Below are 25,541 nucleotides of genomic sequence, written 5' to 3' on the forward strand. Positions count from 1 at the left end.
ATATCTAGAAGAGCTCGTATTCGAATCTGACCATCACTTATTATGATTAAAGGAAGGAACTCTACTTCTAATTTAATTTTTAAATCTTGCTTTGTAGGATTTAAAAAATTTGATTTTTTAAGTACGCTGACTGTACCATCATTTTCTAATATCGCATAGGCTACTTCATTTACCGAAAAAGTTTTCTTAGCCCTAAGTAATTGGAGAAGTTCATCAATATCTAATCGATTTCTTTTTAGCTCCTCCCATTGTATACGTCCTTTTTTTATAAGGATAGAGGTATCTCCTTCAAAAACTTTTCTAGCAAATATCGATTTTTGTGTAATCAATAATGTTACAAAGATTAATGCTCCCCAAGTAAAGATAGTAAAAAGTATTTTAGGCACAGTTGCTTCTCTATTAAAAATTCCACCAATTAAAATATTCCCTATAACAAGTGAACAAACCAAATAAAATGGGGTAATCATAGTAATTTGTGTTTTACCTAATACTTTAATGACAATATAAATAGCAATATACCCAAATATTAACTCAAGAAAAATTTCTTTGTAAATCATAAAAATATGACTCCTCATTTTTTATTACTTATTAAATTTTCTTACTGTCGTATCTATTTTATTCATTTAATTACTAATCACAGTGTATCTTAGTTTTTTTATTTTGCATTATTTTTTACAACCATTTCAATTTTAATGTTTGTTGAATATTAAAATCCCTTTATGAAACTAACGCATGCATTAGTTGAATAAGAACTTAGGAGCTGATCTTTCACTCAGTTCCTATTTTTTATTTGGCAGTTTATTCAATGAGCAGTAGGAATATTAGGATAAAAACAGAATATATCATTAAAAGTTGATTAAAAAGTAAGGGGTACTGTTTATGAAAGATTCTATTTATAAAATTCTTCATATAGTGTTGTTGATTGGAATTTGTATTTTGCTATTTCGTATTGGAACTGAGCTCGATAAAATTGCTGATACAATATGGCGAAGTAATTTTGAATGAAATATTTTTCTCTTATGCAACTAACTCATGCGTTAGTTGCATAACTTGATCGACTATATAGTCGATTTTTTTATTGTGCTAAATGGTAGGTTCGTTGAATAAGAAAGTAGAATTAATAAAAAAAATGATTGGTTGGAGGATTAAATGGAACTAGTTAGTTTTTCGAATAATTCATTGCTTTTTGTAAAAGCAGAGAAATCATTCTTAATTCATAGAAAATTAATTAAAGGTCTTTTGCCAGAAGCCGATGTCCAGCACGTTGGAAGTACAGCCATCACTAATAGCCTTACAAAGGGTGATCTAGATATACAAGTGCGTGTTATTCCTGAACAATTCGAAAAAGCAGTTAAAGCACTTACATCTGTTTTTGAACTTAATGAAGGTAGCACTAAAACTGACTTGTTTAGAGCATTTAAAAATGATTCAATTGACCCACCTTTAGGGGTACAACTAACGATTATTGATTCTGAATTTGATTTCTTTTGGAAATTCCGAGATATTTTATTATTAAATGATAAGTACAGAGTAGAGTATGATAATTTAAAAAGGAAATTCGAAGGGAAGGGAATGGATGATTATATGGAATGCAAAAACAAGTTTTTCGAAAAGTTAATGCATTCGCCTGAATTTTAAAAATTGTGACACATAAGTAATTTATTAAATAATATTAACTAGTTTTTGTACAACTTACCCGTAATGTACCTAATAATAAAAAGTAGGTTAAGCTTCAATTAAAACTTATTGAATGACTTTTATATTATCTTGCACATTTCTGATGTGTAGGTTTACTTATATTTAGTTCTTTTATCGATCTTTGAAAATATTCTTCAACTTCAAGAATATCGAGTGGTTCGATAAATGATGCCAAGTTAATTAATGAGTCTGTTGAGTAATCGTTTAATAGCATTTCTATAGCCCAACTCACATAATCACTAGATGTTACTTCATGTTCGTAAATTTTAAAGTACAAAATGTTTGTATCCAAAATAAATACCCCTTAGTTTTAGATATTTAAAACTTTTAAATATTTTATTTTCAATTAAGAAAGTTTCATAAAATTTTTGATACTAAATAAATTTTAATTACTGTTGGAAAACCACAGTTTTTTTGAACCATTTGACTACACAATGGCTTTATAAAATTTGCAATACTTGGTAAGTAGTATTTATTCATTAACTAGCACATCAAACTTCTTTTTTCATTAAATCATGTAAAAAGAAGTCCTCTTTTTTATGACAATTAACAGAATAAAATAAATCTAACACAGAGGCATCCTTTATTTTATGAAAAGTATGTGCATGTGAAAATCCTAAAACATTTTTATCTTTAATTAGTAATTTTAAATGTTCCTTCTCTTTTCCAAAATATTGAGATGATGCTATTTTAGTTGCATTACTTTTAAAAATCGGTTTTGGCATGCCCATTCCATAAGGTTCTAATATAGGTAAATCAGTCATCAATTCTTTTGGAAATGTGTGAATGGGTATGTTACTGATATAAAACTGCTTTGGTGAACTGATATGCTGTTTTAATGCTTCTTTTTGTATTTTTGATCGGAATAAATTAACCTGGCTTTCGGCTAGATTGATCGAAAAACCAGCTGCCATTGGATGCCCCCCGAATTTTTTCAATAAATCCTCACACCCAGATATACAATTAATAATGGAAAATTGACTTCCTTGTAAACTTCTTGCTGAACCTGTTCCGTCACTAGCGATAACAATTGTAGGTTTTTTATAATAGTTTGAAACTCTGGATGCGAGAATCCCAATAATCCCTTTGTGAAAATCCCCGTTTATCACTAAAACGTCATCGTTTAGTAAATTTTCACTCTGAATTTTTTCCTGAATCGTCAAGAATTGTTCTGCTGTTACTTTTTTTCGTTTGTCATTTAATGCAATGAGTTGGTCAATTTCTTCATTAGTTGGATCAATAGAGCGAAGAATGGCAGCAGCAAAGTTTGGGTCACCAATTCGTCCGCACGCATTAAAAATTGGACCCAACGTAAAGCCAAATGTTGAACTATCAACTGTCTTAATCCTTAATTTATCCATTATTTTTTTGAATGCAGGATGAGGATGATTTTTTATTTTTCGTAATCCATGCCAACAGATGATTCGATTTTCTCCAATTAATGGTACGACATCAGCGATTGTTCCTAAAGTTGCTAAGTCAAAAAATTTAAAAGATTCACCAATCCATTCACGATTTAACTTATGATAAATTGCTTGTACTAGTTTTAATGCAACTCCTGCTCCACATAGGTTTGCATTCGGATAGTTATTATCTTTTCGTTTTGGATTGATAAAAGCCAAACAATCAGGTCTTCCATTCAATACTTCGTGATGATCAGTGACAATCACATCAATTCCTTTAACTTTTGCTGCTTGTAAAGCTTCATGTGCACTTGACCCATTATCAACTGTAATAATCAATGAATAAGATTTTGATAGACTGTTAACTATTTCCTTTGATAATCCATAACCCTCTGTTCTTAAAGGTAATCGTGTGTCTACATGCCCACCCAATTCAATTAAAGCCTGGCTTAATATAGTCGAAGAAGTCATCCCATCGCAATCATAGTCTCCAAATACTAGAATCTGTTCTTGTCGTGCAATAGCTTGTAAGATTCGAGGGACTGCAATATTCATTTCATCTAGTAAAAATGGATGATGCATAGTATCAAGAGAAGGAATGAGAAAGTCTCCCACTTTTTTAGATGTATTTACCCCTAAATGGAATAAATGTTGTGTAATAGTTGGGTGAAGACAATATTGTGATGAGAGGTAGCGAATCATTGCAAATTTTGTTTCATCTTCAATCGGCTTGATTTTATTCCAGTTCATATCAATGCCTCCAAATTAAATGTCTTACATATAGAATAGACGATATCATAAGTAATTATTCTTAAATAAAAATATTTCGTTTCTATATAAAAACAAAAGGAGTGGATGCTCAAAAATTAGTGTAGTAATAGTAGAGCGGACTAAAGAAGTGAATATTTTCAACCGATGAATAATAATTTAAACGAAATTAACTTATCCATTTTGAAAAGAGTGGTAAAAAATTTAAAAGGAACGGTTTATCTAAACAGCAAGTAATGGCTATCTGTTGAATTAAACCGTTCTTTTGTTGGCATATAATAACGGCTTGCCAATAAGCGATATAGCTTTTTTTGAAAGGACATATGAACACAGGCAAGCATACACTACATATAATTTAGTACGGTATGTGCGAAAGCACTTTACCGCCCTGTATATTACATCAAGACGTATACAAAAGGAAGGGCGGGGTAGCATGGTAAACAATGATTCAAAGGATAACAATGCTACACCAGTTCCTAATAAACCTATTGGCACTGTTATTCTAAGAAATAAACCAAATATTAATTTAATAGCAAAAAGTGTTATGATAGCCTTCAAAAACGGTACTACAGTAAAAAAGTAGTCCGTTTTTTTTATTTCTGAACTTTTTCCTGGATTATGTAAAGGAGGTTAAGTTAATATAAATTGATTTGATGTAGTACCATTTTAAAAGTACATCATTTAAAAAATTTAGTACCTACATTTGTAGTAGATGCACCAGGAGGAGGAGGTAAAATCTCACTTCAACCAAACTATATCGTCTCTCAAAGCAGTAAAAAAACCGTACTAAGGAATTTTGAGGGTGTCATCACATCCTATCCAGAGCCTGAAAACTATAAAGAGGATACAGCAGAAGATTATTTTTCACTAGTTTACCCTGATTATTTAAATAAGGCAGCTAAGGTTGGTATTGCTAGTATCATGAATGATCAGGTGCAAAGTCTTATTCCTTCAGATTTAGAAAGAATGAAAAAGAGAGAACAATATCAAACAGATCCAACACATAGTTCATTAAAAAATAAACGAGAAAAAAGGGATGAACTAAAAGAGAAAAAGTTTCAATCACAAATTCAGAAAATGGATGGAAGTGTAAAGAAAGATGAATAATACTTTAAAATGTGATTGGTGCGGTGAGGAGAATGTACAGGAAACAAAAGCAGTTGTACATTGGGAGTTACCGGATGGTTCCCGAGCAATCACAATTACAGGAGTACCATCATTCCATTGTGAACAGTGTAAATTTACCTATCAGAAGGAAGATATGGTCAAATCAATAGAAGATCAGTTATTTCTCATTTCAACAAAATTACTTCCGGTTACCGTCACATATGATGAATTAATGAAGCAGCCGAGATTATTAAAAAGAAATTATTTTGACTTCTCGTCATAGAACGAGTATTTTTAAAATATAAAATAACTCTGTTATTGTATAAAGCATATTCAAAAGTAACAATATTTTTAGAAAAAGAGACAAAATAAATAATAAAACTGAGGGAGAATCATGAGAAAGTCATTTTACCATTATATGATGAAGCATAGAAACTATAAAATTCCTAATGAAATTGGAATATTGGCAGATCATCTTTTTAATGATCACTCATTTCCAAAACATTCTTCAAGCTATGACGAAATTAGCTCGTATTTAGAATTTGATGGAACTTTCCATCAATCGATGAGCGTTTTTGATGAAGCATGGAACTTATATTTAGAAGATCAATAAGATGTGACTTAGTTTAACTAAGTTGCATCTTTTTTTAATTGCAAAATATCCCACTAATTTATTGATTCTACCATTTTTGAAACTAGCTATTTATTTCTTACCTATAAAATAGGCTAATCCCTTTTTTTATTTACTATGAAAATGACAGACAATTATCTATTGGTTGCATAGTATACAGTAAAAACGAATTAGTCACGACGTATGGAGAAGGAGGTAAGAAGTATGACAAAGAAAAAACAACCAAAATATAACGTAGATGATATTGTCGTGATTACGTTATATGGTACTGTCGGTAAGATAACAAATATAAACTTTCTATTTTTATTGGGAATTGATCATTTAGGTAAAATGCATAATGCTAAGGTGATTACATGTTAGCAGCTATCTATCTCAGACTCTCAAGAAATGAAGAGCAAAAAGAAGTTGATGAAGTTCTACTTAATCATAAAAATGCTTTGATTAAGCTTGCCAATCAACATAATTTAAAATATATCATTTATCAAGAAATTTCGAGTGGTGTCAATACAGAGCGTGAACAATTAAATTTATTGCTTAAGAAAATACATGAATTTGATTATTTAATTATTATGGATATAGATCGTCTTTCACGTGATAATGCTCATGCAGAACAAATCAAGCAAGTATTAATCTTAAACGATATTAAAATATTAACCCCGCAAGGTAAAATAGATTTATCCCAGGAAACGAATGAAATGTTATTTTCATTTCAGGCAGTATTGGCCAATTTTGAATATAAGCAGATAAAAAAGCGGTTATCAAGAGGGAGATTAGCAGCAGCGGAGCAAGGAAAATGGGTAATGAGTAATAAGACCCCACTTGGGTATCGTAAAAATTCGGAAAAAAAATTAGAAATCATTGAAGATGAAGCGAAGATTATTCGCCTAATATTCGATAAGTCGTTAGAACGAGTTTCAGTAAATGAAATAGCACGGCAATTAAATAGGTTAAATTGGAGGAGTAGGCAAGGTAAAATCCTTACTACATCACATATTAGCCAATTACGTACGAATCCTGTCTATTATGGGGCCATACAGGCTAAAAGACGTATTCATAATAAAATTATTGATGAAGTTTTTATTGAAAATGCTCATGAGGCTATCATAACAAAGGAGCAATTTTTTGCCGTCCAATCCATATTAGAAAGTAATAAAAATGTTTATTTTCAAAATCGAAAAGCAATGCGTAGATTACAAAATTTAATATATTGCAATTGCTGTGGGCGGAAGCGATATATTCAAAAAGATCGTTCAAATATTGATTTTATAAAGTCATGTTCTTATAAAATATCAAACAATCAATGTAAAGATCGTGGCTATAAATATCAATTAGTTGAAGAATTTGTTTTAAAAAGCATTAAAGAAAAAAAATCAGAGCTAGAGAACGCGATAAAATTGCTAGATTCTCAGAAAACAATCGAATTAGAACAAAGATTAACGACTGAACTCGTCTCATTAATTAAACAAAAAGAAAAAATTAAAAAACGACAAAATAACGTAAGAGAAATGAGAATGGATGGAGAAATTACGAAAGAGGAATATGAAGAACTAAAAAATGAACTAATCGCTCAAATGAATCAAATGACCGAGCAAATTGAACTCTATCAGACCCAAATAGAGAATTTAAGAAACAAAAACGATGATCGTCAAAAAATTGAGAAGATCATTGAAACGCTTGACGATTTAGAAAGAATCGATTCTGAAATATGTAATCAATTTTTAAAATCATTTATTAATAAAATATGGTTTAGTAGTAATATGGATTCAAGTCATGATACTACTCGAAGTAAGGAAATTGCCACGATTAAAATAGAATGGATCTAATGCATCAATTATCTTTCTATGAAACGAGTAAACTAACCATGTTCGATTTTGAGAATCTTAAAGTTAAAATAAAAAGTTCAGTTTACCTTCTTCGAAAAGATTGAACTGAACTTTTTTTGTTGTAATGCAATTTTTAAAAACTTATCTGTTATTGATCAATCGAACTAATTCATTAAAATATTTTTCAGCTTCCTTAGTACTTCTTGCACATTTTAACCTTTTCATTAAAATATTGTAATGAAAATCAACTTCTTCATTAGTTGCATCATTCGTGCTGTCAACTTCATTATATTGTTCTGTTCCATCGACAACACCAGCATCAGTTTGATGCATACTTCCATTGGTATTCGAAGTGGCACTTGCCTTTATGTTTTCATTTTTCTCTTTTTCCATTTCTTCAAGCGTTGAACTAAAATCAATGATTTTGTTATTAACGTTTTTATCAACCAATTTTTCTAAATATGCACCGCCGCTAACTCCACAAATAAAAGCATAAATAATAATAGATACAGGAGTTTGATCATCTGTCGTAAGAACAGCAATAAGGTAAGAAATACAACCTGCCATAGCTCCAAGAATTATTTCTCGTTTAGAACCAAGTGAATATCTTTCTCTACCATCAGAATCTTTAAACCGATAACTTCTAATGTAGCCCTCATTAGCTAATAATATATTGGCATAACCACCGATCGCACCAATTAATATTGATAAAAAGGTGAGAAATAAATCATTAGATGATAATGTATCCAGCCAATTCTCGTACATATTGGTACCTCCCGTTTTTGTTAAACTATATGGAGGCTTTTTTTAGAATAGTACACTTAGATACAACACGTTGTTAAAGCATATTTTTTTAGATATCTATTAAAAACTTGATCAGCAACCTAAAAAAAGGTTCATCTAGTTTGCTAGAAATTAATTTTAAATCTTAACGGGTTCTTGTTTATTTAAAAAGGAGCGAATCGTTTGATTAAATTTTTCTGAAGCTTCCATTTTTGTTACATGGCCGGTATTTTTGAAAATAACTAATTTTGAATTTGGGATACTTTTATGCATTACTAATTGGAGCCATACTGGCGTAATCGGATCATATTGACCACCAACAATAAGCGTTGGTACCTTTATTTTTGGTAACAATTCTCTATTATCAACCTTAAAACATTCTCTCATTGACCTGTCATATCCTTCTGGATTTGGGCGATAATATTGTTTAAATTCTTGTAATGACTCTTTTTCCCATGAAAAAAGGCATGTTCTTGCTGTCATCTCTTTTAATTGTTGTGGAGTGAAAAATTTTGAACGAAGCTCTTTATAATGAATAAACCATAATCCTAGTAATCTTGGAGCAAAATGAAATGTACTTACTAAGATTAAAGAGCGACATCGTTCAGGTGCTTGGCGGTACATCTCTTGTGCAACAGTCCCACCCATAGATAAGCCTAGAATATGCGCACTTTCAATTCCTAACTCATCCAATAAATCAAGTACATCTTTTGCGAAATTCTTAATTGAGATGCCTTCAGTTAAATCATTTTCTCCATGGCCACGTAAATCAGGAATAATTAAATCGAATTCATTTGCTAGTTCATATTGTTTAAACCAGCTTTCTTTTACTTCTCCAAGACCATGAATTAATACGAGAGGTTCTCCAGTACCTAACCGGTCATAATACAGTTTGATCCTTTCGGTTTTTATAACGTACAACTTTATCACTCCTTTGTATTTTTTTACTAAGATATTTAACGAATAAACGCTATGTTTGAAGTTTTTTGAAAATTTATAATAAATTATATTTACTGTATTGACCCTATATTCATATATGTGTAAAATACACCTATTAGATTTTTTATAGAGGTGTTACCAATGAACAATGATAAAGATAAAAATATTACTCCATCAAAAAATTTTATTATGCCTTTTATACTTCTACTCCTTAGTCGGATGACACTTCATGGCTATGATCTAATTCAAAAGCTCCACGCATTCGGGTTTCAAACACTTGACCAAGGAAATTTATATCGATTATTAAGACAACTAGAGAAAGAAAATCTTGTACAATCGGAATGGGATACGAAAGGAAGCGGACCTGCTAAGCGCTGTTATTCAATTACAGAAGCTGGGAAGGCATTCTTAACAGGTAACGCAAGACAACTCGAACTTTATCAATCAATGCTTGATCAATTTTTCAAAATGTACACTAGTTTTCTTGAGCTCTACATTCCTCCAATACAAAAAGAGGATAAAATAGAGAAAAAATCGAAACCAAAAGAGGAGGAAGAAGTTTGAAGTTACAGAAAGCTTCAAAATCAAAGGCAGAAGTTCAAAAAATTAAAGACGAGAAAGTAGAAGAATATTTAATGGATCCTTTTTTTAATACGCTTTGGGATCAATACGAAAGTAATTTGACATACATAAGAGACGCTCGAGAACAAAGGTTAAATTCGTTTATTAAAGTGTTAAAAGAAACAAGGAAATTTAATGAGGAATATCGTAATGTAGTAAATGGTTTATTTGAAGAAATAAAGAACTTTAATAATCATATAAAAGCAAATACAACAAGAATTAAAATAGAAGAATCTCCAGAAATTCAATCAAGTGTTAATCTATTTGAAGAAACGGTTAATAAATTTACTGAGTTATTATCTACTCCGTTCAAAGCCTCAGTTGAGTTAATTGAAAGGGTAGAAGAGCAATATGAACAAATGGGAAAGTACTACATAGAGAGTTTGAAGGAAAGAGAGCGAGTATGGTCATCATTAAATGAACATTACTTGAAATCCTTAAGAGCAGCACATACAAACATTAACCATCGAATTGAGGATAGCTTTAAATTGTTTGCATCTGTTAATAAATAAGTAAATTTTAGACATTTGTCTTCATACTCCAAACAACTCCTTAAAATCAGAAGAGTTGTTTTTTTATGCCTTATAAGTTTTTCTTATAGCCAGTTTAATCGGTTACAATACATACCTCAGTGAACTATAGACAAGACAAATGAATAGTCTATAGAGGGGTGTTTCTTCATGAATCAGTTTAAATATGAAGAAATTGGATCGTTAAATGCAAAACTCGCTGCAGAAGCATTACTAAAATTAACTTTAAAAATAAAAAATGAGGATATAAAAATAAAGACAGCTGATAAGCCACTCACTTAAACTTTGAGTGGTATTTTTATCTCAATAGCCAATAAAAATAGAAAGTTAATAAATATTAAACTGATGGACGGCGTTTTTGTTTATGAAGTCAATAATCATGACGGACTTTATGTTGAGAATACTCTTCAGCTTCTCAACGAATATGATGGGAAAAAACTTGAAAAAGAATGGATAGAAGTAAATTATTCATTTTCTTTCGGGGATCTTGTTCAAGTCAATGGCTATGAAAAAGAAATTTTTCGAATTGTGGGGTATCGTACAGAGGTTTGGCGATATAAAAATGACGCATGGGAAGATACAATTTACGAATTAGCGCGTATTACTGATGGAGAATGGTTAGAAGCCGATGAAACAGATTTAACCTTAATTGCATCAGCACAAACTGCAAATGCAATTCTAAAAAAACTAAGAAATGATAAAAATGGCATTACAAAATTAGACTTAGAAAAACTTCGCTCAATGAATGATTTTAATAAAAACAGAAATAAAACAACAAAACAAGAAATAATTGATGGATTATTAGATATATATAATGATTACGCTGTTTTATATTCAATCTTCCAAGATGAAGAATATAAAATTGTGATGGATCTAGTGCTTAAAAATTTAAATAAATTCTCAGAGAAGAAAACAAATTGAGAGAGAGGATATTCTACAATAATTGTAGAATTATATGAATCATAAAAGGTATGCCTATCCCTATTAAAATAAAAAATGCAATTGTCGTCAGTTTTTCAACAGCTTTTTCAAACAGTTCATCATTAACCATAATTTCTTTTAAATTAGCTAGCTTGTCCATTTTTATCATTGGAATCTCGCTCCTTTAACATGTTTTAATTGAATATATGCTTGTCAATGTTGTATTATGCTAAAGGTTACATATTAATATTTTTTTGTGCTTGGTAAGGTTTTTTTCATATTTTCTCATTTTTCACATATTAACTAGTAAGGGGTGATGCTAGTGAAAGAAATTGAGGTAGTTATTGATACGGAAGAAATAGCAGAATTTTTCTATCAACAGCTCATTCAGCGGGGTTATGTTCCTGAGGAAGAGGAAATTGAGGAACTAGCGGATATTACTTTTGAGTACTTACTGGAAAAATGTATGATTGATGAAATCGATGAGGAAGAAGAATAGTCATGAAAGTGGCGACGGGAGCTCTCGTCGTTTTTCTTTTGTGTATCCAAAGTACAAGCAATTAAGATGCATTAACTGGAATATATATTGGAGGATTATATGAAAAAAAATAATTGGATCCTAATTTTTACTTCTATTTTTCTATTTGTTATTTTAGGACTTATTTATGATTCAAACATGATTCGGAGTTTGGACAATTCAGCGTTTAAATTCTTTGAATTCATTCGAACAGATGCACTAGATTCATTTTGTTATTTTTTAAGAGATTTTGGTTCTTCAAAAATGTATTTAACATTTGCAGTCATTGTTTTAGTTTATTCAATTATACGTAAGCGCATTTGGACTGGTTTATCATTAATTATTACAATATTGACAGCTAGAGTGGTTGTTTCCTTTTTAAAAGATCTATATGAAAGACCACGACCAAGTTCAATGTACTATGTGGAAAGTGGATTTAGTTTCCCAAGTGGTCATGCAGTTATGGCAACATCCTTCTTTCTAACATTTGGCTTTATCTTAATTGTCATTCAACCTGCAATGATGAAACACAAAAAAATGATTCAATTTATCGTTCTATTAATGATATTTTTAATATCAATGAGCAGAATTTACCTTCATGTACATCATTTCTCAGATATTATTGCTGGCTGGTTAGTAGGATATGCATGGTACAGTATTTGTAAAAATGTATTTATTAATTTACATGAAAGAAAACAGCTTTAATTTAATATGAAAAAATGACACCTATAATCGAAATGATATAGGTGTTTCTTTTTTGTTCCAGGTGCAATGCGAACAACATCTTCAATGAAATTAAGCACAATAAATCATCACCTCAAGAGATGTATATGATATAAATCAAGTCCAAATTGCCTATTGAAATACAAGTAAACCAGAAAATAAAATATGCATACGAAAAACCACAAGGCTCAATTACCTTGTGGTCTAATTTATTTTATTTAGATATTAGGGATAATCCCAGTCTCATCAAGATTTACTAACTTTATATTACTCAAAAGTTGATAAAAATTCTTCAACTGATTCTGGTGTTTTTGAATTTGCGCTATGTAAGTGTCCAATTTTTTCGCCATCTTTAAATACAAGTAAACTTGGAATTCCCATTACTTGTTGCTCACTAGCGATTTCTGGAAATTCATCGCGATCCATTGTGTACCAAGTAAATGATGGGTGCTCTTCAATTACGTCTCCGATAAAAGCATCTAAACGTGTACAATCAGGACACCAAGTTGCATAAAACTTCACCACGATTGGCTTTTCACTTTTAATTATTTCCTCGTATTTTTTTACATCTTCTATTTTTTCCATAATTGCCTCCTAAAGCTGTGATAGGTTTATTTTGAATCATATTAATTAGTATTTCAATTATTTTAACTTAATAATGCATTTTTAGAATTAATGTGATTAAAAAGCATACAAACGTTCGTATGTTGATGTAAAATATAAGATAGAAAAGTTGTTCAATAAATTTAGTAACAATGAAAGTAAATAAAAATGATGAGGTGTATTTAATGAAGTTTATTCATACAGCAGATTGGCACCTTGGTAAAATTGTACATGGTGTACATATGACAGAAGACCAACGATTTATATTAGATGAATTCATTTCAATAATTAAAGAAGAAAAGCCAGATGCAGCTGTTATAGCAGGCGATTTATATGATAAAAGTATATCTCCAACTGAGGCGATTGAACTATTAAATGAAGTATTCCATAAAATTGTAATTGAATGTAATACGCCCATCCTTGCGATTGCGGGAAATCATGATAGTGCTGAACGAATTGAATTTGGTAGCCGTTTTATGGAAAAAGAAGGCTTATATTTAGTAGGGAAATTTCAAACACCATTTAAGAAAGTTATATTGAATGATGATGATGGTGAAGTTCATTTTTACTTAATTCCATATGCCGAACCAAGTATTGTACGTTATATTTTACAAAACGATGATATTCATTCACATGATGACGCTATGAAAGCAATCATAAATAAAATAAGAGATGAAGAATTAGACCCATCAGTACGAAATGTATTTGTTGGACATGCATTTGTAACAAATAATGGTGAGCCTTCAGATGAAGAGACAGAAGGTGAACGTACACTCTCTATTGGTGGAGCTGAATACGTATCACATCATAATTTTAAACATTTTAACTATACAGCCCTAGGTCATTTACATCGAGCACATTTTGTAGGAAATCAATCAATTCGCTATTCTGGATCACCTTTAAAGTACTCAATTTCCGAGGAAAACCATAAAAAAGGCTGCTTAATGATTGAATTAAAAGCTGACGGTGAGCTATCAGTAGTTAAGAAAGATTTTCATCCAAAACGAGATTTAAGATCGATCGAAGGTACGATTGAGGAAATCAGACAACATTCTGTAAATGATGATTATGTATTTGTAAAATTAACTGATGAGCATATGGTAGTTCATCCGATGGAGCAAATCAGAACAGTTTATCCAAATGCGATGCATGTTAGTCGAAAGCGAACGACATTACAAACAGATAAAACAAATCAACTTAGTTTAGTGGAAAAACAATCAAAAAATCAACTTGAGTTGTTCCAATCTTTTTATAAAGAAATGAAAAATGAAGATTTGAAAAATGAAGATGAACAATATATGAAAGAGATTATTCAAGAAATCTTTGTAAGGGAGGAATAGATTTGAAGCCATTAAAAGTAGTACTTCACGCTTTTGGACCTTACAAGGATAAGGTATATGTTGACTTTAGTCGACTAAACGAAAAAGGACTATTTGCAATAACTGGTCCAACCGGTGCAGGTAAAACAACAATATTTGACGGGATATGTTTTGCTCTTTTTGGTGAGGCGAGCGGTGAAAATAGGAATGACCAAACAATGCTTCGAAGTCATTTTGCAGATGACGATCTATATACTAGTGTTGAATTAACATTTGAATTAAAAGGAAACCATTATAATATTTTTAGACAAAAAGGTCATCAAAAGAAACAAAATAAAGGTATTACAGGCGATAAAATCGAGTTTTATAAAATTGAGAATGAAGAAAAAGTGCCTTATTGCCAGGAATTTAACAAAACTTCAATCGTCAATAAAAAAGTAGAAGAATTATTAGGGATTAATGCAGATCAATTCAAACAAATCGTATTACTTCCTCAAGGTGAATTTCGAAAATTATTAGTTTCGGATACAAAAGAAAAGGAAGAAATTTTGCGGAAAATTTTCAGAACTGAACTATTTGAAAAAGTAACTGAAACTCTAAATTTAGCAAGAAAAAACATGGAAAGTAAATTTACTAATTTAAAGCAGAAAATCGTTATTAAATTAGAAGTGATTGAAAAATTGTTAAGCGAAAAAGGAATTCAAATTGCCGAAGATTCTCAAATTAATCTTCATATTGTTAATGAGATTTTGACTGGACATATAGTAAGTATAATGGATGATTTAAAAAGGCTTGAAGAAAATGAGAAAATCCAAAAATCACAATTAGAAGTTAGTCAGCAAAAGCTATTTTCAGCAGAAGCCCATAATAAAAATATTGATCGATTACATGAAGTAATTGAATTATTAACCATGTTAAAAGGTCAAGAGTTAGAAATAGAAGATAAAAAAGTAAAAATAAAATTAGCCACAAATGCTGAAAAAGTATTGCCTATAAAAACTGAACTTGAGAAACTAAAAAATTCACTTCAAGTAACAAACGATAAATTATTATTCGAAATAGAAAGTTTAAAAGAAACACTTATTAAAATTGAAAAAATCTCTGCGGAAGTCGCTACATTACCTGAAGAGCAAAAAAAATTAGGTAGCTTAGAAAGCCAATTGAGTAATTTATTAGCGTTAAAAGAAGATGTTGATCAATTTCAAAATCATAAGGTAGCGTTTCATACTAAGTCAAAACAGATTCTATTATTCGAAAATGAAGAAAAGACATTACAAGATGGTTTAAAGAAAGAAAACGAAGAATTAAATCAATTAAAACAGCAACTAAATGATTTAGAAGGTGTTCATGATCAATGGGCAAAACTCTCCTTATTAAACAAGGAAATCTCATTAAAAGGTGGGTTTGCTAAACGAATCTTTTTTGCAAAAAAAGAATTAGAGCAAAAACAAAATGAATATCAAATAAAAAATTTAGACCATGTTAAGCTAAAAAATGAATTGGACAGAATTGAAAGTGAAATGCATCAGCAAAAAGCAGCATTTTTAGCGAAAGATTTAAAAGATCAAGAGCATTGTCCAGTTTGTGGAAGCACACATCACCCATCACTTGCTAAATTTAATGGGACTGTTAATGAAGAAAAAGCAGAAAAATTGAAAATACAAGTAAATCAATTCCAGACTGAACTAGCAACAATTCAGGGGGAAATTAAAAGTAAGGAAAACTCATTAAAAATTGATGAACAATCATTTTTTGAGGAGCATGGACAATTTGATTTTACAAATGAAAGTCTCAAAGCCCTTGCTACTGAGTTTAATGAAAATGAATCAAACTTAAAAAATCTGACTGAGAAAAAAGCTACTTTCGAAAAGATTAATAATGTAATAAAAACAAAAGAACAATTAATTAGGGATTTAACCGTAAAAGTTACCGAGAAAACTGAAGCAATGAATAAGTTTACGAATGAATTAAATGAATTAAAAATTCAGATTGTACAAATTGAATCAAAATTACCGGAATCTTTAAGAACTCTTGAGAAATGGCAATTGGAAAAAAATGAAATTGAAAAAAATATAGCAATATTAAAAGCTAAAATTTCAAAAATTGAAGAAGAATATAGAATCCTAACTGAACAGAAGACGGTTAAAGAGACTACTCGTACTCATCTCGAAAAAGAAGTTTTAAAATTAAATGAAGAGACTCGCTCAACAACGATTCTTTATCATGAAAAAATAGCTGAGTACAAGTTTAATGGTGAATCAGAGTTTATAAGTGCAATTGATTATATTCGAATGATTGATCAATATCGAAATGATTTATCAATGTTTGAAGAGAATCTTCAAAGATTAAGTACAGAAAAAGAGTTACTAGAAAAACAAGTTCAATCGATGGAAAAAATTGATGTAAGTGAACTTAAAATGAAGGTACAAGAAATTACTCAGCATTTAGACGCGATCGTTAATGAGATGATTCGTATTCAAGAATTAAATAAGCGATTAAGTCAATTGAAAATTGACCTACAAATTTATCAAGAGGATTTTGTAAAAACTGAACAAAAATTAGCAGGTTTAACTGATTTATATAAAGTTACAAAAGGCGATAATGATAAAATGATTTCGTTTGAACGGTATGTCTTATTGGATTATTTTGAACAAATTATTGAATCGGCAAATATCCGACTTGATCATTTATCAAATGGCCAATTTCAATTGCAACGAAAAGATGCAGTTGAAAAAGGAAGAAAACAAAGTGGTTTAGGATTGGAAGTTTATGATTCCTATACGGGCCTTGCTAGGGATGTAAAAACATTATCTGGTGGAGAGCAGTTTAATGCATCACTTTGTTTAGCCTTAGGTATGGCCGATATTATTCAAGCACATAAAGGTGGCGTATCAATTGATACGTTGTTTATAGATGAGGGATTTGGATCGCTGGATGATGAATTATTATCAAAAGCAATTGATACACTTATTCAACTTCAGAAATCTGGACGTTTAATTGGCGTTATTTCTCATGTGCAAGATGTAAAGGATGCAATGCCTGCAGTAATTGAAGTTCATAAAACGAACAAGGGGTATTCAGAGTTATCAATTTTAATTAAATAGAGCTGTAAGAGAACCGGAAACTAAGCGAATGTTTCCGGTTTTTTATTTTTACTAATAAGAGTTCGACTAGAATTTTTTTGAATGAAATATAATTATCTATAAATACATTAATAATATAAAATCTTATTTTAATAATCCTTTCAATTAACCTGTTGAATGGAGGGGGTTGGCAAAATTTGACATAGTATTGCATATTTAAACAAGAATAGATATAATAATTAAAAATCTAAAAATATAAAATTTTCAGCATATTTAATTTAATCAGAAATTTACTTACATAAATCAAAATTAATTGGGGGTATTAAAATGAAAAAGGTTAAAAAACTATCGTTTGCATTTGCTGTGACGACGGCTCTAATTTTATCGGGTTGTGGTAAGGATACGAAAACAAGCGGAACAGCAGACAAACCATTACGAGTTGTTACTGATGCTGCGTATGCGCCTTTTGAATATCTTGATAACGGTAAAATAGTAGGATTCGACGTTGATTTTACAAATGCAGTTGCGAAAGAAGCTGGGGTAAAAATCAAAATTGTGAATACTGGATGGGACCCATTATTTGCTGAAATTGGTGGCAAAACTGCTGATATTGGTATGTCTTCTATTTCAATCAATGCGGATCGTGAGAAAACATATGATTTTACAACTCCTTATTTTCTTTCGATTAACAAAATTCTTGTTCCAGAAGGTAGTAGTATTAAATCAGCCGCAGATTTGAAGGGGAAGGTTGTAGCAGTGCAAAATGGTACAACAGGACAAGAAGCTGTTGAAAAAATGTTTGGTAAAAACAATAAAAATCTTAAAAAATTTGAAAATAACAATTTAGCAATTTTAGAGCTTCTTAGTGGAGGAGCTGATGCAGTAGTTGCGGACAATGGAGTTCTAGAAGCATATGCAAAAAATAATCCAGATAAAAAGCTAGTTGTTATTGATGATAAAAATAGCTTTGAACCTGAATACTACGGTCTATTACTTCAAGATGGAAGTAAATTAAAAGGTAAACTTGATAAAGCAATTAAAGAAGTAGTAAACAATGGTACTTATGAAAAAATTTATAAAGAGCATTTTGGATCAGAGCCAGATCTTGAAACATTAAAAGCAGAAGAAAATAAATAGGAAATTAAAAATTGCGTAACAGGCATTTGTGTTACGCAATTTTATCTAAATGGGGGAAAAGAAATGGGATTTGATTTTGGAATTGTAAAAGAATACATACCGTTTTTCCTTAAAGGAACTGCATTAACAATTGGCTTATCTTTTGCAGGAATATTTTTAGGTACAATAATTGGATTATTTATTGGATTAGGTAAAATGCAATCAAATAAATGGTTAGCATTACCTTTTGTTTGGTATATCAATTTCTTTAGAGGCACACCGTTATTTGTACAAATCTTATTAATACACTTTGGGGTAGTTCCGTATTTTATAGGAGAGACAAACGCAATAGCGGCCGCAATCATTGCACTATCATTAAATGCAGCAGCTTATATTGCTGAAATCTTTCGTGCTGGGATTCAATCAATCGATAAGGGGCAAATGGAGGCTTCTCGTTCCTTAGGAATGACGCATGTACAAGCTATGAAACATGTTATTTTACCTCAAGCGATAAAACGTATGATCCCTCCACTTGGAAACGAATTTATTGTCTTAATTAAGGAATCTTCAATTGCAGCTATTATTGCTGCACCTGAGCTTATGTATTGGAGTAGAGCAATGCAGGGGCAATATTATAAAGTGTGGGAGCCGTATATATCTGCTGCAGTAATCTATTTAGTCTTAACATTAACATTAAGCTTTGTTTTAAATCGTATTGAAAGAAGGTTGACTACGGGATGATTAAAGTAGAAAAATTAAAAAAATCATTTGGTTCGCTAGAAGTATTGAAAGATATCAACATTACAATTCAACCACGTGAAGTATGCGTTGTAATCGGTCCATCTGGTTCTGGTAAGTCAACCTTTCTTCGATGTTTAAATATGTTAGAAACAATAACAGCGGGTAAAGTTTTTATCGAAGACGTCGATCTTACAGATAAAAAAACAAATATAAATAAAATTCGTACCGAAGTAGGCATGGTATTCCAACATTTTAATCTCTTTCCACATTTAACAGTTTTAGAAAATATTACTCTAGCACCTAAAAAAGTAAGAAATCGAGCGAATGAATCTGCTAAAACGAAAGCACTTGAATTATTAAAAAAAGTAGGGCTTTCAGATAAGGCAAATGTATATCCTGACTCATTATCTGGAGGACAAAAACAACGTGTTGCGATCGCAAGAGCACTTGCAATGGAACCAAAAATTATGTTATTCGACGAACCTACATCGGCTCTAGATCCCGAAATGGTTGGTGAAGTTTTAGAGGTTATGAAGCAACTTGCTAAAGAAGGAATGACAATGGTCATTGTTACACACGAAATGGGATTTGCTCGTGAAGTTGGTGATCGCGTAATCTTTATGGATCAAGGTTACATAGTAGAAGAAAACAGTCCAGTGCAAATATTTGATTTCCCAAAACACGAGCGCACGAAAAGTTTCTTAAGTAAAGTATTATAAGGAAGATAGTAAACAGATGAGGTTGTCCCGACTTTTTTAGGGAACCTCTTTTTTTATGTAAAAGTAGATTTGGTATTCAGTTTGAGCTGCAAATAAATCTAAGTGAAGCGTAAATAAGGAGTTCAACTGTGCAATTAAAGGATGAAAAGTTGCAAAAAAGGACTGACTGCAAATAAATTTTGGGAATCGCAATTAAAAATGACAGAACAGCAATTAAAAATGTCAAAATAGCAATTAAAATCAACTAAACTGCAATTAAATCTTTAAGAATCGCAAATAAGATTAAAAATTACCTATACCAGTTAGGGTATTATGACGAGGTTACTGTACAAGAGTAGATTGTTTTATATGGAAATCTAGCATATATGCTCTAATTCTTTCTAAATCGCTTAAGTTGATAAAAACAAGCAAATTATGAGTTGAAGAACCAATCGATCATCTAGATACCCCAAATTGAATGGAGCGGAAAGGTCTCAAATCCTATTTTATTACTCGACGTGTTTTCTTTTCATTCTTTTCGGAATATTATGCTAAAATTTATTTAAGACAAAAGAAGGAGTGTAGGACAATGGAAATTCAAAGAATATTAGTAACTAGCCGAATTCATCATAAGCTTAAAGATATAATTAAATCGCATAATCTATCAAAAGAGTTTCGTTTTTTACCTGAAGATGAAGTAACAAAAGAGGATTATGAGTGGGCTGATACATTTGTTGGTTTTCGTCCAACACCAAATTTTGAATTTGGAAACATAAAGTGGGTCCATTCATTAGCAGCGGGCGTAGATAGCTTTATGAAAATTAATTGGAAGGATGATGTACTTTTAACCCGAACAATTGATGTTTTTGGTCCAAAAATGAGTCAATATTGTTTAAGTTACATACTTCAGGATTCACAATTACATGAACAATTTTCAAATTTACAGAGTGAAAATAAGTGGGAATTTCATATCCCAAAATCTTTAGAAGACCAAAAAGTTGTCATTTATGGAACAGGAGAAATTGGCGGACATATTGGAAAGGTTTTATCAAGCTTAGGAATGAAAGTATATGGAGTTTCTATGAGCGGTAATCAAAAACAATATTTTGAAAAAATAGTACCATTCCAAGAAGCATCTACAATTTTAGATCATACAGATTGGATGATTAGTGTTCTTCCCTCTACGAATGAAACTAAAAATATATTAGATATGAGTACATTTAAACAGTTAAATAATGTAGGGTTTATAAATGTTGGTAGAGGAGCAACTGTATGTGAGTACTCTTTAAAGGAAGCTTTGAATAATGGGTATATTAGAAAAGCTATTTTAGATGTTTTTGCTATTGAACCACTTCCAGCTGATTCTGTCTTATGGCAAATGCCTAATGTAAAAATAACTCCACATATTTCGGCGGTTACTTTACCAAATGATGGTGTTAAATGTTTTGTCCATACACTTTCAACATTAGAAAATAACCAAAAACTAAGAAATATAGTGAAGATTGAAAAGGGATATTAATTTTATGATGTAGAATGGGTATTATTTGCCTAAGACTTGCCAGAAGATTAATAGTTAAATTTTTCATTTCACATTAAAAAATTATAAATTTGCAGCTATGAAGGGGACTCAACGTAGTTGCAAATTTTAGGAACTAAGTATAAGTGAAACTACGCCTCTGTCTTCGCCTGAAAGCTCGCCAATCGTCGAGTTTTCATTATTATCACAAACATGTTAGGATAGACAAGTAACAAATTGATAAATAAGGAGAATACAAAAATGGCAATTATTGACGTTTCAATCGTACCAATTGGCACAGAAACACCTAGTGTAAGTGCATATGTAGCAAATATACATAAAGTTTTAGAAAAGTATAATGGCGAAGTGAAATTCCAACTTACACCAATGAATACAATTATTGAAGGCGAATTACCATTATTATTAAAAGTTGTACAAGAAATGCATGAGGTACCATTTGAAAATGGAATTTCAAGAGTTGCAACGACTATTCGCATTGATGATCGTCGCGATAAGAAGAGTACAATGGAAGGAAAGTTAGCTTCTGTTCAAGCGAAACTTGAACAAAACTAATTTTGACTTGATAAAGTGACTTGATAAGTTTAACGACTTATCGTCACTTTTTTTTGTAATTTGAAAATAATCGTGTGATTATTTCGAATATTCTATTGAAATTCCAAAATTTAGTTGATAAACTAAACTAATCAGTCAGTTTAAATATATTTATTGAGTAAAGGAATGTGTTCAATGCCAAAAGTCTCAGATGATTACAAAGAACGCAAAAGAGAGAGTCTTCTTGAAAGTGCTTTAAAATGTTTTGGAGAAAAAGGATATCATACGACAACAATGGATGATATTGTTGCATATTCGAAAACGAGTAAAGGATTAATTTATAATTATTTTAAAAGTAAGGAAGAGCTTTATTTAACGTTAATGCAAGAAAGAACAGTCCAAACTTTTGAAAAAATTAATCAACGTTTTCAAAATATTAGTTCATCAAAAGATAAGTTAAAAGAGTTATTTCAAATGTATAGTGAAATTTCTTTAACAGAAAAATGGCGGAATATGATTAGAGTCCATATGGAGTTTTGGATTAATTCAGCTAGACATGAAAATCTACAAGCCATAATGATTGAAAGGTACAAAAATCAATACCGATTATTTTTAAGTGAAATTATTAAACAAGGAATAGCATCTGGTGAATTTAAGAAAACAATCGATCCTGATATTATTTCGAGTTTATTTTGGGCTAATATAGATGGCATTTGCTTACATTATTCAGTTGTAGAAGAAGATGAAATTTACAAAGCACAATTTAAAGCCGCAGAAGAAATGATTATGTCTTATATAGTTCAAAATTAAAGTTTATGGTAGTGAAGGTGAAAACTCTCCTACCTAAAACTTTAAATTCAGAAAATTTTTTATGTTAAAAATAAAGCAAACAACATACACTAATCATAGAATAAAATAAACTTAATAGTCAGTTTTAATTAGAAAGGAGGAATCACGATGAATTCAGTCCAAATTAGAATTATTTGTTTGTCTATGTATTAATAAGTATGTAATTTTTTTATTTTGGTAGAATGAAGGGATTATAATGGGAAAGAAAGTCTATTTTTTATATACAAAGGCGTTCTCTGATATAGGTAGTATGATGGAATTAGTAGTAATGAATGCAGTGATCTACTCGATGACGAAAAGTACATCTTGGCTGGCTGCGGTTTTAGCCCTTCGAGTTAGTGGAGGGATTTTAACAAGTTTATTTTCTGGTGTATTTGCCGATCGATATAATCGAAGAAAGCTAATGATATTTAGCGATATTACTAGAGGAATAAGTATTCTTACCTTATGTATTTTCCCTTCACCTTTAATGTTTGCAATTGTAGCATTTATCATTGGTGCATTAGGAAGCTTTTTTTCAGTCAGCTTTAGTGCAGATTTACCTCAAATATTTGGAGAAGAAAATATTTTAAAAATAAATGCTTTTATTTCACGCCTTGCTGCAATTAGTATGGTTATTGGATTTTTAGGATCAGCATTTCTATCAACGGTTGTAGATTATCGTGTAATCATTGGAATAGATGCCCTTTCTTATTTCTTATCCGCATTTGTTCTAATCTTTTATAAATGGGAAAATACGGTTAAAAAAGGTTTAAACAATCAATGGAAACAACTATTTAATGATTTGAAAGAAGTAAAAACTTATGTCCTAATCAAACCGCTATTAGTATTTGTATTCATTGTATTTCTATTTCAAACATTCTCAGCAAGCTCTCATAATGTCGGAGTACCAATATTAGCAGAAAAAATTAGCACAGAACATGCAACATTTTACCAAGGACTTATTTGGGGAACTTGGGGTATTGGAGGAATCCTTTCGACTTGGTTAATTCCTAAGGTCTCTTGGTTAAAAAAACATTATCTATTTATGTATTACGGAACTTCAGTTTTAACATCAATCGGCTTTATTCTATTTTTATCGAATCAAATTTTATGGATCGTATTTTTCTTCGCATTTTTTACAGGCTTTTTTGATAATGCAGCAGGTACTTATTTTTCAACAATGATTCAAAAAACCGATAATTCTATAAGAGGTAGAATCTTCGGAGTCGCAAATTTGTTAAATAGGCTTGGTTTTACAATCGGTTTTGTAGCAGCATCACCCTTATTATCATTTTTATCAATGCCACATCTTGTTTGGTTGTTTCATGGTAGTCTAATCATTATGATTTTAAGTGTAACCAGTTACTTACTATTAAAGAAAAAATTTGATTTTAACTATGATCAAATTCAAGAAAATGAAAATGAACTCATCATTTCTAAATAAAAAAGGACGTGATTATATGGAAACAAATTTGAAGAAGAATATTGAGGTAGAAAAAATAAATTATTTTAGATGTAGCGAAGTAGACGTTGAATTAGCTTATCAAGCATTTTCGATCGGTTTTTCAGATTATATCGTTAAATTCAATTATTCTAAGGAACAGTTTGTAAATTTGTTTTTTGGTCCAGAAGGTAACAAACCGGAGCACTCATTCGTAGCAATTTATGAAAATGAAGCGGTAGGTGTGATTTTAGGCGGTATTAAAAAGTATGAAACAATTAAAACAATGCGATGTGGAACTTTGGCTATTAGTCCAGATTATAGGGGATTAGGTGTTAGCCAAAAATTATTTGAACTGCATAAAGAGGAAGCAGAGAAAAACGGATGTAAACAACTATTCCTAGAAGTAATTGTTGGAAATGATCGAGCAATTAACTTTTACAAGAAACTTGGATACGAAAAGATTTATGACCTTTCTTACTTTTCTAAATCAGATTTAACAAGTTTACACCAATTACAATTAGATTCTAGCACAGTAATAAAAAAAGTTGATTTTAATACTTTCAAAGAAACAATTACGAATTGGGACTATCATATAAACTGGCAAAATGACATTGATTATTTAGAAAAACTAACTAATTTTAGTTATTTTCTAGCTAGAGTTAATGATGAAAATGTTGGTGCTCTAGCAGTTAATGAAAATGGTAGAATAAGCGTTCTAATAGTTGATAAAGTTTACCGTAATCGAAAAATAGCAACTAGTTTATTACAATCTGTGGCTAGTGAACTACATTTAAAATCTTTCTCAACGTCAATCCCAAATAACAATAGCCTTGAAGGTTTCTTGCATAAAATAGAATTTAAGAAAGAAAAAATAGCTCAATATGAAATGTACAAAATGATTTAGATTAAGAAGGAAAGAGTGACAGTACTTTTCACTTAAGAATTTGTACTTTTGCCTATATACATGACCTTGCTCCTAAATGAGCTAATCTCCGTACATTAGATAGTATGGAGGTGATTTATAATGTATGATTATCGTCAACAAGTTGAGCAACCATATTATCCGTATTCCGGAGTACCGCAACAAGAAGATGAAAGATTTTTCCCATTCTTCTTTCCATTTTTATTTGGTGCAGCGGCATTTGGCCCATGGGGATGGGGTAGACCATGGGGT

30 protein-coding genes are annotated in these 25,541 nt (G+C 30.7%); 23 read left to right on the forward strand and 7 right to left on the reverse strand.

Annotated elements, in window-relative coordinates; translation table 11 throughout:
* On the reverse strand, positions 1 to 557 hold a 557-nt coding region (locus COJ46_RS18945), incomplete at its 3' end, for a DUF421 domain-containing protein (RefSeq protein WP_098566191.1).
* A gap of 592 nt (positions 558 to 1,149) precedes the next feature.
* Here COJ46_RS18945 and COJ46_RS18950 point away from each other — a divergent pair.
* Positions 1,150 to 1,638: a GrpB family protein gene (locus COJ46_RS18950; RefSeq protein WP_098566192.1), complete on the forward strand. Its 489-nt coding sequence runs from the start codon at positions 1,150 to 1,152 to the stop codon at positions 1,636 to 1,638.
* Positions 1,639 to 1,762: 124 nt separating this feature from the next.
* Here COJ46_RS18950 and COJ46_RS18955 read toward each other — a convergent pair whose 3' ends face one another.
* The gene (locus tag COJ46_RS18955) at positions 1,763 to 1,990 is read right to left on the reverse strand and encodes a hypothetical protein (RefSeq protein WP_098566193.1); all 228 of its coding nucleotides are present in this window, start codon (positions 1,988 to 1,990) and stop codon (positions 1,763 to 1,765) included.
* A gap of 199 nt (positions 1,991 to 2,189) precedes the next feature.
* Positions 2,190 to 3,851, reverse strand: a complete 1,662-nt coding sequence (recJ, locus tag COJ46_RS18960) for a single-stranded-DNA-specific exonuclease RecJ (RefSeq protein WP_097978928.1) — start codon at positions 3,849 to 3,851, stop codon at positions 2,190 to 2,192.
* A 451-nt stretch (positions 3,852 to 4,302) separates the two neighbouring features.
* On the opposite strand from recJ, the gene COJ46_RS24600 reads away from it, so the two are divergent.
* The 6 genes from COJ46_RS24600 (at position 4,303) to COJ46_RS18980 (ending at position 7,430) form a co-directional block, all read left to right on the forward strand.
* The gene (locus COJ46_RS24600) at positions 4,303 to 4,452 is read left to right on the forward strand and encodes a hypothetical protein (protein WP_176522672.1); all 150 of its coding nucleotides are present in this window, start codon (positions 4,303 to 4,305) and stop codon (positions 4,450 to 4,452) included.
* 80 nt (positions 4,453 to 4,532) lie between these two features.
* Positions 4,533 to 4,976 (forward strand): lysine 2,3-aminomutase, encoded by a 444-nt coding sequence (locus COJ46_RS18965; RefSeq protein ID WP_098566194.1) that lies wholly within the window; start codon positions 4,533 to 4,535, stop codon positions 4,974 to 4,976.
* The gene (locus COJ46_RS18970) at positions 4,969 to 5,259 is read left to right on the forward strand and encodes a YokU family protein (protein WP_097978997.1); all 291 of its coding nucleotides are present in this window, start codon (positions 4,969 to 4,971) and stop codon (positions 5,257 to 5,259) included. Before COJ46_RS18965 ends, COJ46_RS18970 begins: the two co-directional genes overlap by 8 nt.
* A 111-nt stretch (positions 5,260 to 5,370) precedes the next feature.
* Complete coding sequence (locus tag COJ46_RS18975) at positions 5,371 to 5,589, forward strand: YozE family protein (protein WP_025671848.1); 219 nt, start codon at positions 5,371 to 5,373, stop codon at positions 5,587 to 5,589.
* A 222-nt stretch (positions 5,590 to 5,811) separates the two neighbouring features.
* Positions 5,812 to 5,967 carry a hypothetical protein gene (locus COJ46_RS24605; RefSeq protein ID WP_176527956.1) on the forward strand — a complete coding sequence of 52 codons (156 nt, stop codon included), beginning with the start codon at positions 5,812 to 5,814 and terminating at the stop codon, positions 5,965 to 5,967.
* The gene (locus tag COJ46_RS18980) at positions 5,961 to 7,430 is read left to right on the forward strand and encodes a recombinase family protein (protein ID WP_097978995.1); all 1,470 of its coding nucleotides are present in this window, start codon (positions 5,961 to 5,963) and stop codon (positions 7,428 to 7,430) included. Before COJ46_RS24605 ends, COJ46_RS18980 begins: the two co-directional genes overlap by 7 nt.
* 141 nt (positions 7,431 to 7,571) lie before the next feature.
* Here COJ46_RS18980 and COJ46_RS18985 read toward each other — a convergent pair whose 3' ends face one another.
* Together COJ46_RS18985 and COJ46_RS18990 are read right to left on the reverse strand one after the other, a co-directional pair.
* On the reverse strand, positions 7,572 to 8,195 hold the full coding sequence (locus COJ46_RS18985; protein ID WP_097978994.1) for a hypothetical protein: 624 nt from the start codon (positions 8,193 to 8,195) through the stop codon (positions 7,572 to 7,574).
* Positions 8,196 to 8,351: 156 nt separating this feature from the next.
* On the reverse strand, positions 8,352 to 9,134 hold the full coding sequence (locus COJ46_RS18990) for an alpha/beta fold hydrolase (protein WP_097978993.1): 783 nt from the start codon (positions 9,132 to 9,134) through the stop codon (positions 8,352 to 8,354).
* 159 nt (positions 9,135 to 9,293) lie between these two features.
* Between COJ46_RS18990 and phaQ the strand changes: the two genes are divergently transcribed.
* The 4 genes from phaQ (at position 9,294) to COJ46_RS19005 (ending at position 11,224) form a co-directional block, all read left to right on the forward strand.
* Positions 9,294 to 9,716, forward strand: a complete 423-nt coding sequence (gene phaQ / locus COJ46_RS18995; protein ID WP_097978992.1) for a poly-beta-hydroxybutyrate-responsive repressor — start codon at positions 9,294 to 9,296, stop codon at positions 9,714 to 9,716.
* Positions 9,713 to 10,285: a hypothetical protein gene (locus COJ46_RS19000; protein ID WP_097978991.1), complete on the forward strand. Its 573-nt coding sequence runs from the start codon at positions 9,713 to 9,715 to the stop codon at positions 10,283 to 10,285. The genes phaQ and COJ46_RS19000 overlap by 4 nt, the downstream gene beginning before the upstream one ends.
* A gap of 168 nt (positions 10,286 to 10,453) precedes the next feature.
* Positions 10,454 to 10,585 (forward strand): hypothetical protein, encoded by a 132-nt coding sequence (locus tag COJ46_RS25100; RefSeq protein WP_286133683.1) that lies wholly within the window; start codon positions 10,454 to 10,456, stop codon positions 10,583 to 10,585.
* Between the two features lie 63 nt (positions 10,586 to 10,648).
* On the forward strand, positions 10,649 to 11,224 hold the full coding sequence (locus COJ46_RS19005; RefSeq protein ID WP_069032034.1) for a hypothetical protein: 576 nt from the start codon (positions 10,649 to 10,651) through the stop codon (positions 11,222 to 11,224).
* Positions 11,225 to 11,237: 13 nt separating this feature from the next.
* Here the strand turns inward: COJ46_RS19005 and COJ46_RS24610 are convergent, their stop codons facing one another.
* Positions 11,238 to 11,393 (reverse strand): hypothetical protein, encoded by a 156-nt coding sequence (locus COJ46_RS24610; protein WP_176522653.1) that lies wholly within the window; start codon positions 11,391 to 11,393, stop codon positions 11,238 to 11,240.
* A gap of 153 nt (positions 11,394 to 11,546) precedes the next feature.
* Here COJ46_RS24610 and COJ46_RS19010 point away from each other — a divergent pair, with 153 nt between their 5' ends.
* Positions 11,547 to 11,723, forward strand: a complete 177-nt coding sequence (locus tag COJ46_RS19010; RefSeq protein WP_069032035.1) for a YozD family protein — start codon at positions 11,547 to 11,549, stop codon at positions 11,721 to 11,723.
* Positions 11,724 to 11,822: 99 nt separating this feature from the next.
* Positions 11,823 to 12,446, forward strand: coding sequence for a phosphatase PAP2 family protein (locus tag COJ46_RS19015; RefSeq protein WP_097978596.1), 624 nt, complete (start codon positions 11,823 to 11,825; stop codon positions 12,444 to 12,446).
* Positions 12,447 to 12,731: 285 nt separating this feature from the next.
* On the opposite strand, the gene COJ46_RS19020 is transcribed toward COJ46_RS19015, so the two are convergent.
* Positions 12,732 to 13,049 carry a thioredoxin family protein gene (locus tag COJ46_RS19020; protein ID WP_097978597.1) on the reverse strand — a complete coding sequence of 106 codons (318 nt, stop codon included), beginning with the start codon at positions 13,047 to 13,049 and terminating at the stop codon, positions 12,732 to 12,734.
* 203 nt (positions 13,050 to 13,252) lie between these two features.
* Here COJ46_RS19020 and COJ46_RS19025 point away from each other — a divergent pair, with 203 nt between their 5' ends.
* From COJ46_RS19025 to COJ46_RS19070, 10 genes are all read left to right on the forward strand, one after another.
* Positions 13,253 to 14,407: an exonuclease SbcCD subunit D gene (locus COJ46_RS19025; RefSeq protein ID WP_098566195.1), complete on the forward strand. Its 1,155-nt coding sequence runs from the start codon at positions 13,253 to 13,255 to the stop codon at positions 14,405 to 14,407.
* 2 nt (positions 14,408 to 14,409) lie between these two features.
* The gene (locus COJ46_RS19030) at positions 14,410 to 17,490 is read left to right on the forward strand and encodes an AAA family ATPase (protein WP_097978599.1); all 3,081 of its coding nucleotides are present in this window, start codon (positions 14,410 to 14,412) and stop codon (positions 17,488 to 17,490) included.
* Between the two features lie 306 nt (positions 17,491 to 17,796).
* Positions 17,797 to 18,606: a basic amino acid ABC transporter substrate-binding protein gene (locus tag COJ46_RS19035; RefSeq protein ID WP_097978600.1), complete on the forward strand. Its 810-nt coding sequence runs from the start codon at positions 17,797 to 17,799 to the stop codon at positions 18,604 to 18,606.
* Positions 18,607 to 18,669: 63 nt separating this feature from the next.
* Positions 18,670 to 19,326, forward strand: coding sequence for an amino acid ABC transporter permease (locus COJ46_RS19040; RefSeq protein WP_097978601.1), 657 nt, complete (start codon positions 18,670 to 18,672; stop codon positions 19,324 to 19,326).
* Positions 19,323 to 20,045, forward strand: a complete 723-nt coding sequence (locus tag COJ46_RS19045; protein WP_097978602.1) for an amino acid ABC transporter ATP-binding protein — start codon at positions 19,323 to 19,325, stop codon at positions 20,043 to 20,045. Before COJ46_RS19040 ends, COJ46_RS19045 begins: the two co-directional genes overlap by 4 nt.
* A gap of 568 nt (positions 20,046 to 20,613) precedes the next feature.
* Entirely contained in the window at positions 20,614 to 21,543 is a 930-nt protein-coding gene (locus COJ46_RS19050) for a D-2-hydroxyacid dehydrogenase (RefSeq protein WP_098566196.1), read from the forward strand.
* A 258-nt stretch (positions 21,544 to 21,801) separates the two neighbouring features.
* Complete coding sequence (locus COJ46_RS19055; RefSeq protein ID WP_097978604.1) at positions 21,802 to 22,113, forward strand: MTH1187 family thiamine-binding protein; 312 nt, start codon at positions 21,802 to 21,804, stop codon at positions 22,111 to 22,113.
* Positions 22,114 to 22,287: 174 nt separating this feature from the next.
* Positions 22,288 to 22,902, forward strand: a complete 615-nt coding sequence (locus tag COJ46_RS19060) for a TetR/AcrR family transcriptional regulator (RefSeq protein WP_176522654.1) — start codon at positions 22,288 to 22,290, stop codon at positions 22,900 to 22,902.
* A 235-nt stretch (positions 22,903 to 23,137) separates the two neighbouring features.
* On the forward strand, positions 23,138 to 24,367 hold the full coding sequence (locus tag COJ46_RS19065; protein WP_097978606.1) for an MFS transporter: 1,230 nt from the start codon (positions 23,138 to 23,140) through the stop codon (positions 24,365 to 24,367).
* 16 nt (positions 24,368 to 24,383) lie between these two features.
* Entirely contained in the window at positions 24,384 to 25,271 is an 888-nt protein-coding gene (locus COJ46_RS19070; protein WP_097978644.1) for a GNAT family N-acetyltransferase, read from the forward strand.
* Positions 25,272 to 25,541: the final 270 nt, after the last annotated feature.

It is taken from the genome of Bacillus sp. AFS077874 (assembly GCF_002566505.1).
Lineage (GTDB): Bacteria > Bacillota > Bacilli > Bacillales > Bacillaceae_G > Gottfriedia.

Excerpts from the sequence above, each read along its gene's own strand:
- COJ46_RS19060 (WP_176522654.1), top strand. The coding sequence starts at position 22,288 with ATGCCAAAAGTCTCAGATGATTACAAAGAACGCAAAAGAGAGAGTCTT.
- COJ46_RS19050 (WP_098566196.1), top strand. The coding sequence starts at position 20,614 with ATGGAAATTCAAAGAATATTAGTAACTAGCCGAATTCATCATAAGCTT.
- COJ46_RS18980 (WP_097978995.1), top strand. The coding sequence starts at position 5,961 with ATGTTAGCAGCTATCTATCTCAGACTCTCAAGAAATGAAGAGCAAAAA.
- COJ46_RS18985 (WP_097978994.1), bottom strand. The coding sequence starts at position 8,195 with ATGTACGAGAATTGGCTGGATACATTATCATCTAATGATTTATTTCTC.
- COJ46_RS19005 (WP_069032034.1), top strand. The coding sequence starts at position 10,649 with ATGGACGGCGTTTTTGTTTATGAAGTCAATAATCATGACGGACTTTAT.
- COJ46_RS18970 (WP_097978997.1), top strand. The coding sequence starts at position 4,969 with ATGAATAATACTTTAAAATGTGATTGGTGCGGTGAGGAGAATGTACAG.
- COJ46_RS19040 (WP_097978601.1), top strand. The coding sequence starts at position 18,670 with ATGGGATTTGATTTTGGAATTGTAAAAGAATACATACCGTTTTTCCTT.
- COJ46_RS19015 (WP_097978596.1), top strand. The coding sequence starts at position 11,823 with ATGAAAAAAAATAATTGGATCCTAATTTTTACTTCTATTTTTCTATTT.
- COJ46_RS19025 (WP_098566195.1), top strand. The coding sequence starts at position 13,253 with ATGAAGTTTATTCATACAGCAGATTGGCACCTTGGTAAAATTGTACAT.
- COJ46_RS25100 (WP_286133683.1), top strand. The coding sequence starts at position 10,454 with ATGAATCAGTTTAAATATGAAGAAATTGGATCGTTAAATGCAAAACTC.
- COJ46_RS19020 (WP_097978597.1), bottom strand. The coding sequence starts at position 13,049 with ATGGAAAAAATAGAAGATGTAAAAAAATACGAGGAAATAATTAAAAGT.
- COJ46_RS19055 (WP_097978604.1), top strand. The coding sequence starts at position 21,802 with ATGGCAATTATTGACGTTTCAATCGTACCAATTGGCACAGAAACACCT.
- COJ46_RS24605 (WP_176527956.1), top strand. The coding sequence starts at position 5,812 with ATGACAAAGAAAAAACAACCAAAATATAACGTAGATGATATTGTCGTG.
- COJ46_RS19045 (WP_097978602.1), top strand. The coding sequence starts at position 19,323 with ATGATTAAAGTAGAAAAATTAAAAAAATCATTTGGTTCGCTAGAAGTA.
- COJ46_RS19070 (WP_097978644.1), top strand. The coding sequence starts at position 24,384 with ATGGAAACAAATTTGAAGAAGAATATTGAGGTAGAAAAAATAAATTAT.
- COJ46_RS18975 (WP_025671848.1), top strand. The coding sequence starts at position 5,371 with ATGAGAAAGTCATTTTACCATTATATGATGAAGCATAGAAACTATAAA.
- recJ (WP_097978928.1), bottom strand. The coding sequence starts at position 3,851 with ATGAACTGGAATAAAATCAAGCCGATTGAAGATGAAACAAAATTTGCA.
- COJ46_RS19035 (WP_097978600.1), top strand. The coding sequence starts at position 17,797 with ATGAAAAAGGTTAAAAAACTATCGTTTGCATTTGCTGTGACGACGGCT.
- COJ46_RS19065 (WP_097978606.1), top strand. The coding sequence starts at position 23,138 with ATGGGAAAGAAAGTCTATTTTTTATATACAAAGGCGTTCTCTGATATA.
- COJ46_RS24600 (WP_176522672.1), top strand. The coding sequence starts at position 4,303 with ATGGTAAACAATGATTCAAAGGATAACAATGCTACACCAGTTCCTAAT.
- COJ46_RS18950 (WP_098566192.1), top strand. The coding sequence starts at position 1,150 with ATGGAACTAGTTAGTTTTTCGAATAATTCATTGCTTTTTGTAAAAGCA.
- phaQ (WP_097978992.1), top strand. The coding sequence starts at position 9,294 with ATGAACAATGATAAAGATAAAAATATTACTCCATCAAAAAATTTTATT.
- COJ46_RS24610 (WP_176522653.1), bottom strand. The coding sequence starts at position 11,393 with ATGATAAAAATGGACAAGCTAGCTAATTTAAAAGAAATTATGGTTAAT.